We start from the raw sequence: 6,644 nt of genomic DNA on the forward strand, positions 1-6,644 counted from the left end.
CTATCCTTTCTCTTAGATCAACTGATAGAGCTGGCATTTTACTTTTCGATGAACTCCCCTGAATATTTGTCCCTCATTGTACCACCTCGTCATAGAATCTGCCGTAACCGGTCAAAGGGACAGGATAGATCCCAAAGTATCTGCTCGCTTCAGACCGTTGCGCTAGTTTTATTTATCAATTGGTGGAATCCCATGAACAATAGTTTATTTATCATCCAATCCTATTGGTTAGGCCATACTTGGCTTTTTGATGCACCGGAAGTTGGGCTTTGGGCAGAATCATTTGTGGCTGGAGCTGATGCAGTTTTAACTCATTTAGTCAAAGCTCGTCTCGGCCTTGAAACTAGGGATGGCTCAACGTTTCAGTTGATTTTTAATGCCCAGGGTTTTCCTAGTTATCATCTGCAGTTTGAAAATCGAGAAGAGGAATATGGAGGCTATTGGTACACCAGCAAAGATAAGGATTGGGGCTGGCTTTGTCTGGCGACTCTACATTTTTTTACCAATGGGCATCCGGAAAATTTATACATTAGGGTTTGTCCCATTTTTGATAGCCGCAAAATTGATGCTGTTTCTGCCAAGAAAAAAAGCTTGATTTCCTGTGTTTAAAATACGTTCTGTAAATTTAATGATGGCCATCCATGCTTATGTATTTATAACTTATTTGGGAGATGATTTTAAATTAAAGTTTAATCAGTAATAAACAGAGGGAGGCCACCACAATAAACACCAGACCACCAACAAATAATTGCCCAGCACGGAACCTTGCCAATTGAAATACTTCAGCCTGCTGAACTTCCACCAGTAAGGCAAAGCGATAAGCTGGCAACCAACGGTAAACTCCCAAAACAGGAATTTGTTCATAGTTTAAATACAAGCCTTGACCACTTTCCATTCCTAAAGCATTATTAATACCATCGCTTTTCAAGGTAGAAATTGAGATAGTATTTTCAGCAAAATTAGTTTGATTTCCCTCTCGATGAATATTCTGGCTGACGAAGGTGTTAGTAGTTAAAGACAACTTTCCCACTAAGTAACTATCTATTTCCCCTGATAATTTGCCGACATTTTTCTTGGGTTTTATAGGTTGGCGAATCCACCGGTCAAGATCAGATAAATTTAAATCTATGGTCAACACTCCAATTCTTGTTTCTGACTGGTCCAATAATGGACTTGCCAGGGTTATCATTGGCAGTTGGTCGGTGGCAGACTGGTAAAAGTTTGGTGTCAAATCATCAATATTTTCCAGCTTAAAATAGGTTGTAGTATTTTGTAGGGGACGATATTGTCCTTCCTGATTAGGGTCAGTGGAAAAAATTACTATGCCACTATTGGTAATTAAGGAGGTAGCTAGGCGTTGCTGATATTTTTCACTAAAGCGTTTATGTAGGTAGTGGTAAGCTTGTTGATAGTCTGGACTAATATTCAGTCTTTCAGTTAATAAAACAATGGCATTTTCTCTGACTTGAGTATCTGTTAAATCTATTTTAAAATCAGTTTTTAATTGACCAAACCAATGATTTGATTGCTCAATTTTGGCTTCTGTTACCTGTGCTAAAAATTCAAAAGTGGGTTGAATTACAGCTTGGCGTAGACTAATGTAGGTAATGAAAGCAGTAAAACTAATGCAGGATAAACAGGCTATAAGCACATAACTTAGGAACCTGCGTCGCCAGCTTTGCATAGGGAAATTATTTCCATTGACTAAAAATATCAGTTATTTTTTCTATGGCTTGGTCAGCTCCTTTTTCAGGCGTTATTTGATTGGTAGCAATGGCATGGATAACTTCTCCCCAGACGTTTTGGGCTAAGACTTCACTGTAGGCCGGGTTAAGCACTACATAAGAACTACGGGCGTTGTCGAATTGGGTGATGGCCACTGCAATATGGGGATCTTTTCCACTAGACCAAAATTCATTAGCGGCGATCGCCGGCATGACAGGTAAAAATCGTCCCTGGGCTCCCTGCAAATATGCTTCCAAATTTTCCGTTTCGACCAAGAACCCTACCAAACTTTTTGCTTCCTCTAGGCGATCGGTCTCGGCTAGGATAGCAATTTGTTTAATAGAGGTGACATAGCGCATGGGGGTATTGTCCGGCTTATTAGGCCAGGGAATTGTCCGCATTCTTCGGAAATAATTAATTGGATCTCCCTTTTGAGAGCCAGGAATTGAGAGGGAACCGTTGGCCGTCATCAAGGTACCATTGCTCAGAAAATTAATATTATTGTCCGGGTCTCCCCATTCTATAGCATTGGGAGGAACAAAATTTTCTAAATAGGGATTAGTATAGGCTTGCAATGCTTTAATAATGCTTTGACGGACTTGGGGATCATCAAAGCGGAGCTTGCCTTGATCATCTAAAAGTTGCACATTGTAGGCTTCTAAAAACTGTTCAAATACCGTAAAAGTATCCGTTGCCACCGCGGACATAGGCAAACCAATCGCGTAAATGTTGTTAATATTCTGCTTAGTCAAATTTGTTTGAGCAACTTCCCAGAGGCGCCAAAAACTATCCCACTCCTTAGGAAGTTTATCATTACTAATTCCTGCCTGGTCTAGTAAATCTTGCCAATAATGGATGTAGGTTGTTTGTTGAGAAATGGGGACAGCGTAATAGGAACGCTTTTGAATTTGATTATTGAAATAATTGACGTTTTTAAGCGCTTCTTGATCATAGGATTGTTTAATCGGATCAATGATGCTGGAAACGTCTGCCAATTTTCCCTCCCAGGCTAGCCGGGGTAAGAGCACCAGATCAATACTGTAACTATAGATAATATCCGGTGCATTGCCTGCTTTTATGGCATTTTCTACCTGTTGCACTAAATCTTTTTCACTGAAAAAAGTTATTTGAACATCAACGTTATTTTTAGTTTGCCAGGCATTAATTGAAGATTGAATTGCTTCTGTTTCTTCTGGGTAATAACCTTCACTCCACCATACATTTAATACGTTATCATCAACAGGGGTTAAAACCGTATTAACTGAATTAGAATCACAACTAAATAAAACGAAAGAACTGAAAGTTACCAGACAAATGGTAATAGGAAAGGATAAAAATCTTGGTAAAGTTTTATGCAAAATGTTGATACCAGTCAGTGATTAATGGAGAGTTTTAGGTAACCAAACTTACCAAGTGGTAAAACCCCATAGCCAGAAAGGCAGGGTGAAAAACAACATTAACGAGCTTAGCCCCAAGCACGTTACTACCAAATCCCGGTCTAGATCATAAGCTTCTGCTAATATGAGGCTGGCAAAAGCAGAGGGCATGGCGGATTGCAACACCAGGACTAGGCGAGGCGGTCCACTCAGTCCAGCGGTGGTCAGGGCCATGGCTATAACTAGGGGAACTAAAAGCATTTTAATCGAGACGGCGCTGAAAGCGATCTTAATGTTGCTCCATGAGTCAAGTTGTTGTAGTCTCATACCCATTAATATTAGGGAAAGCATGATTATTGACCATGCAAACCATTCTAAGGAAATATCTAGCCAGGGGGGAAAGACTATAGAACGCAAGGTTAAGCCGAGAACAAAAGCAATTAGAGTAGGATTTTTAACTAAGATGACTAGGTTATTTTGTAACCAGCGAACAATTTGCAATAAAGATAATTTGATGGAATGGAATATAGTGGTTTGATCAATGGAAACTATTGATAATCCAGAGCCAAAGTTTATTACTTTATTGCGGGTAAGTAAATTGCGACTTGCTAAAATCGTCCCCAAACCATAAGCTGCCAAGAAGGTTCCCAAAAGATCATATAAAATTGCCCAACCAAAATAATCTGGTCCCAGTTGGGGAAGCAATAAAATAATGGGAAAACCTATGTAGCCAGTATTCCCTACTGTGCTAACGAGAGTAAAACTAGTTTGGGAAGCAAGGGAAGGTTTTGGGAAAAGGGTTTGGATCAAGAGCCAGCTTAAAAAAAGTCCCAGTAAAACCGCGCACCACGCCACGATGGGAGAGAGCCAAATTCCTCCAGATAAATTTGCTTTGTGAATGAAATTGATTACCCCGAGGGGAACTCCAAACCAAAACAGGAACTTACCTAAATAATTAGGAATAATTAAAGAAAGATGATTATTTTTGAAAATTTTTACCTGTGATTTTTTAAGCAAACAACTCAGTAAAATACCAATTGAAATTGCCACACCGATGGGTAGATAGAGACGGAAAATAATAATCAATAATGAATTCATTAGTTAACCATAACTAGTGGTAAACAATTAATGGCTCTTGCAAGAAAGCAATACGTAAATCTTGAGACTGGTGATTATAATATTGCCCATAGTTGATCGCTAACTCCAAACATTGTTGGGGTGAGTAAACCTTTAAATCAATGCCCCAAATACCTAGTAAATTTAGATGAATTTTGTGTTCACTTAATTTTTTTCTTAACGCTGAAGGAAGATAGTTGTCCAAATTTGGATCAAGCTTTGCTAAATAATTTAATACGGTTTGATTATCTGTGGCCAGCAAGAACGTTTCAAATTTATGCAGTAGCTTTAAACACCGCAAAGCCCTTTGCCCCCCTTCTCCTAAACCCTCAGAAAATTGATAATACTCTTGGAATTGATCAATTTTAGCAATCACTGCCATTAAATTTTGCTGGTTAAGATAAATATCAAGTAATTCTTGAACACATTTTCCTTCTTCACTGTAGTCACTGGCATAATTTGCCAAAGTTGCCTGCAGAAATTCCCTAGTATTAATTTGATGTTTAGATACGCTGGATAGTTCTTGGATAATCAACACCAAATTCTTGACCATTACAAGAAAATCATCAAATTCACTAATCAATTGTAAATGGTGATGCCAAGCGGTCAAAACTTGTCGACGGTAACTTTTTATAATACCGATAGCATCGTCTAAATCTTTACAAATTTGTAACTGTTTATCAAGCAAATTTATTTTATTGCAAACTATTTTTTGTAAAATATCTAATTGTTTTTTTGTCCCCTGATTACCAATGCCGCCATGGTTTTGCTGTTCTCGACAAGGGTTAAATAGTAGGGCAACTCTTTGACGGGGAGTATCCGCTAACAGACAATTTTCCTCACTATCCCACTCGCAGAAGTATTGTAGAGCCCTAGCCCCAGCTAAAATATCCGTACCTTTCTTCTCGTCTGTATCCGCCACCAAAAGATGAATTTTTTCAGGTAAGTGAACAGTGTGACTTTCTTTGGCGATCGCCGTGAGAGCTTGCCGATTTTTATCCTTTTGACCGAACCAAAAACCGTTAATATGCTGATTTTGCAAGGAAACAATGGAAAAACCAAGGGGATAGGTACGGGCAAGGGAAGGAGTATGGGTTAATAGCGATTGATTAAAACACTCCACTAAATGATCCAAGGTATGAACGAAGGCATTTTCTGCTGTGCTCAGGTTGACCGGCGCACTAAGCAAAACCTTAGTACTGTGACTACGGCGAATGGCCTGAATATTGGCTAAACCTACCACCAACATTTTATTCAAGCCGCCACTTCCGCTTCTTCTTTCGTAGGGATGTAGCTCCGTATCTCCTGCCACAATAGTGAGATGGTGTTGCCATAATTCCTCAGGCAAAGAAAGATAATACTCTTGGGATAGACTTAAATTATCAAATAAATTTGTGGTAATTTGTTGAGGTTCTTTATTTAATTCATTTGCTTGATCAGTGAATCCAAATTGATTCGTTATTAATAAATTTTCATCTAAATCCGATAAATTAACTGTATTTAAATGAGCTATCGTTTGATGTAATTGTTGTTGCAATTGGGCAGTGTTCCTATTCAAACTGGCAAAGCTATAATCAGAAACTTCGTCCAGCTTTAACTGGTCTTGCACCTTAATTTCAACTTGAGGTTTCACTGGAGAAATTGTAGTTTGTTGACGAATAGCAACCCCTAGATCAATCAGTTTTTGATAACGCTCCTCTCCCAAATATTGGCTGACACTTTCGTCTCTCATAGGAGGATGGGTACCTAAACCAAAAAGTATAGTAAATTTTAAATGGTTATAGGTTTCTTTGAAGTAAAAAATAACGTCTAAAAGTAGACGGGTGGCAATGGCAGTGCGGGTGTGGTCAGGAAAAACTAGCAGTAATTTAGCTGAAGTATTGCTGTCTAACAGTCCTAATTTTTCTAAGGCTTTTGCCAGATAATCAATGCAAGCATTAAATACTTGATTATGGTTAAACTGTTCATACAAATACTTTCTAGCCGTTAAATAATAGCCTCCTTCAGGCAAACTTAAACTAAGTCCTGGAAAACTTTGCAAAGTAATAGGCCGCTGGCTATGACATTCTTGCAATGGCTCTGGTTGGCGGGGGGCAATTCGGCAATAGTTTGGCAGAGGTAACATCGCCATGGGTAGGGGCGCAATAACAAGGGAAGGACTACAGTGGCCAAATCAAATATTCAAATGTTAGGAATTTTTGTAATTATTCAATTAATTTGCTTCCCATTGCAATACGGCGGATTCCGCATCTAACTGGCACAGTAACAACAATGAGTAAAATAGTTCTGTCTAGCTGTAACAGAATTCAGCATAACACCAATTTCTGCTAACTTTTCAACAGATTCTTTATCTTTAGGTCTAAATCGCCGAATGAAAGCTTTGAGTTCCCACCAAAGATGTTCAATAGGGTTAAAATCTGGAGAGTA

Annotated in this window: 5 protein-coding genes; 1 reads left to right on the top strand and 4 read right to left on the bottom strand. The window is 38.8% G+C overall.

Annotated features, from left to right (window positions below; all coding sequences use genetic code 11):
* Positions 1-192 precede the first annotated feature (192 nt).
* Complete coding sequence (locus IQ219_RS15290; RefSeq protein ID WP_194018997.1) at positions 193-609, top strand: hypothetical protein; 417 nt, start codon at positions 193-195, stop codon at positions 607-609.
* Positions 610-682: 73 nt separating this feature from the next.
* Here the strand turns inward: IQ219_RS15290 and IQ219_RS15295 are convergent, their stop codons facing one another.
* From IQ219_RS15295 to IQ219_RS15310, 4 genes are read right to left on the bottom strand one after another with little or no spacing between them, the layout of a single operon-like run.
* A complete protein-coding gene (locus IQ219_RS15295; RefSeq protein WP_194018998.1) occupies positions 683-1,684 on the bottom strand; it encodes a cache domain-containing protein in 1,002 nt (333 codons plus the stop codon).
* A gap of 7 nt (positions 1,685-1,691) precedes the next feature.
* Complete coding sequence (locus IQ219_RS15300) at positions 1,692-3,083, bottom strand: ABC transporter substrate-binding protein (RefSeq protein ID WP_228017172.1); 1,392 nt, start codon at positions 3,081-3,083, stop codon at positions 1,692-1,694.
* A 48-nt stretch (positions 3,084-3,131) separates the two neighbouring features.
* Complete coding sequence (locus tag IQ219_RS15305) at positions 3,132-4,199, bottom strand: AEC family transporter (protein WP_194073179.1); 1,068 nt, start codon at positions 4,197-4,199, stop codon at positions 3,132-3,134.
* A gap of 13 nt (positions 4,200-4,212) precedes the next feature.
* Positions 4,213-6,348 carry a hypothetical protein gene (locus IQ219_RS15310; protein WP_194073180.1) on the bottom strand — a complete coding sequence of 712 codons (2,136 nt, stop codon included), beginning with the start codon at positions 6,346-6,348 and terminating at the stop codon, positions 4,213-4,215.
* Positions 6,349-6,644: the final 296 nt, after the last annotated feature.

It is taken from the genome of Synechocystis sp. LEGE 06083 (assembly GCF_015207725.1).
Lineage (GTDB): Bacteria > Cyanobacteriota > Cyanobacteriia > Cyanobacteriales > Microcystaceae > Synechocystis > Synechocystis salina.

Bases quoted from the DNA above. Each gene is read 5' to 3' on its own strand.
- IQ219_RS15290 (WP_194018997.1), top strand. From the start codon at position 193: ATGAACAATAGTTTATTTATCATCCAATCCTATTGGTTAGGCCATACT.
- IQ219_RS15295 (WP_194018998.1), bottom strand. From the start codon at position 1,684: ATGCAAAGCTGGCGACGCAGGTTCCTAAGTTATGTGCTTATAGCCTGT.
- IQ219_RS15305 (WP_194073179.1), bottom strand. From the start codon at position 4,199: ATGAATTCATTATTGATTATTATTTTCCGTCTCTATCTACCCATCGGT.
- IQ219_RS15310 (WP_194073180.1), bottom strand. From the start codon at position 6,348: ATGGCGATGTTACCTCTGCCAAACTATTGCCGAATTGCCCCCCGCCAA.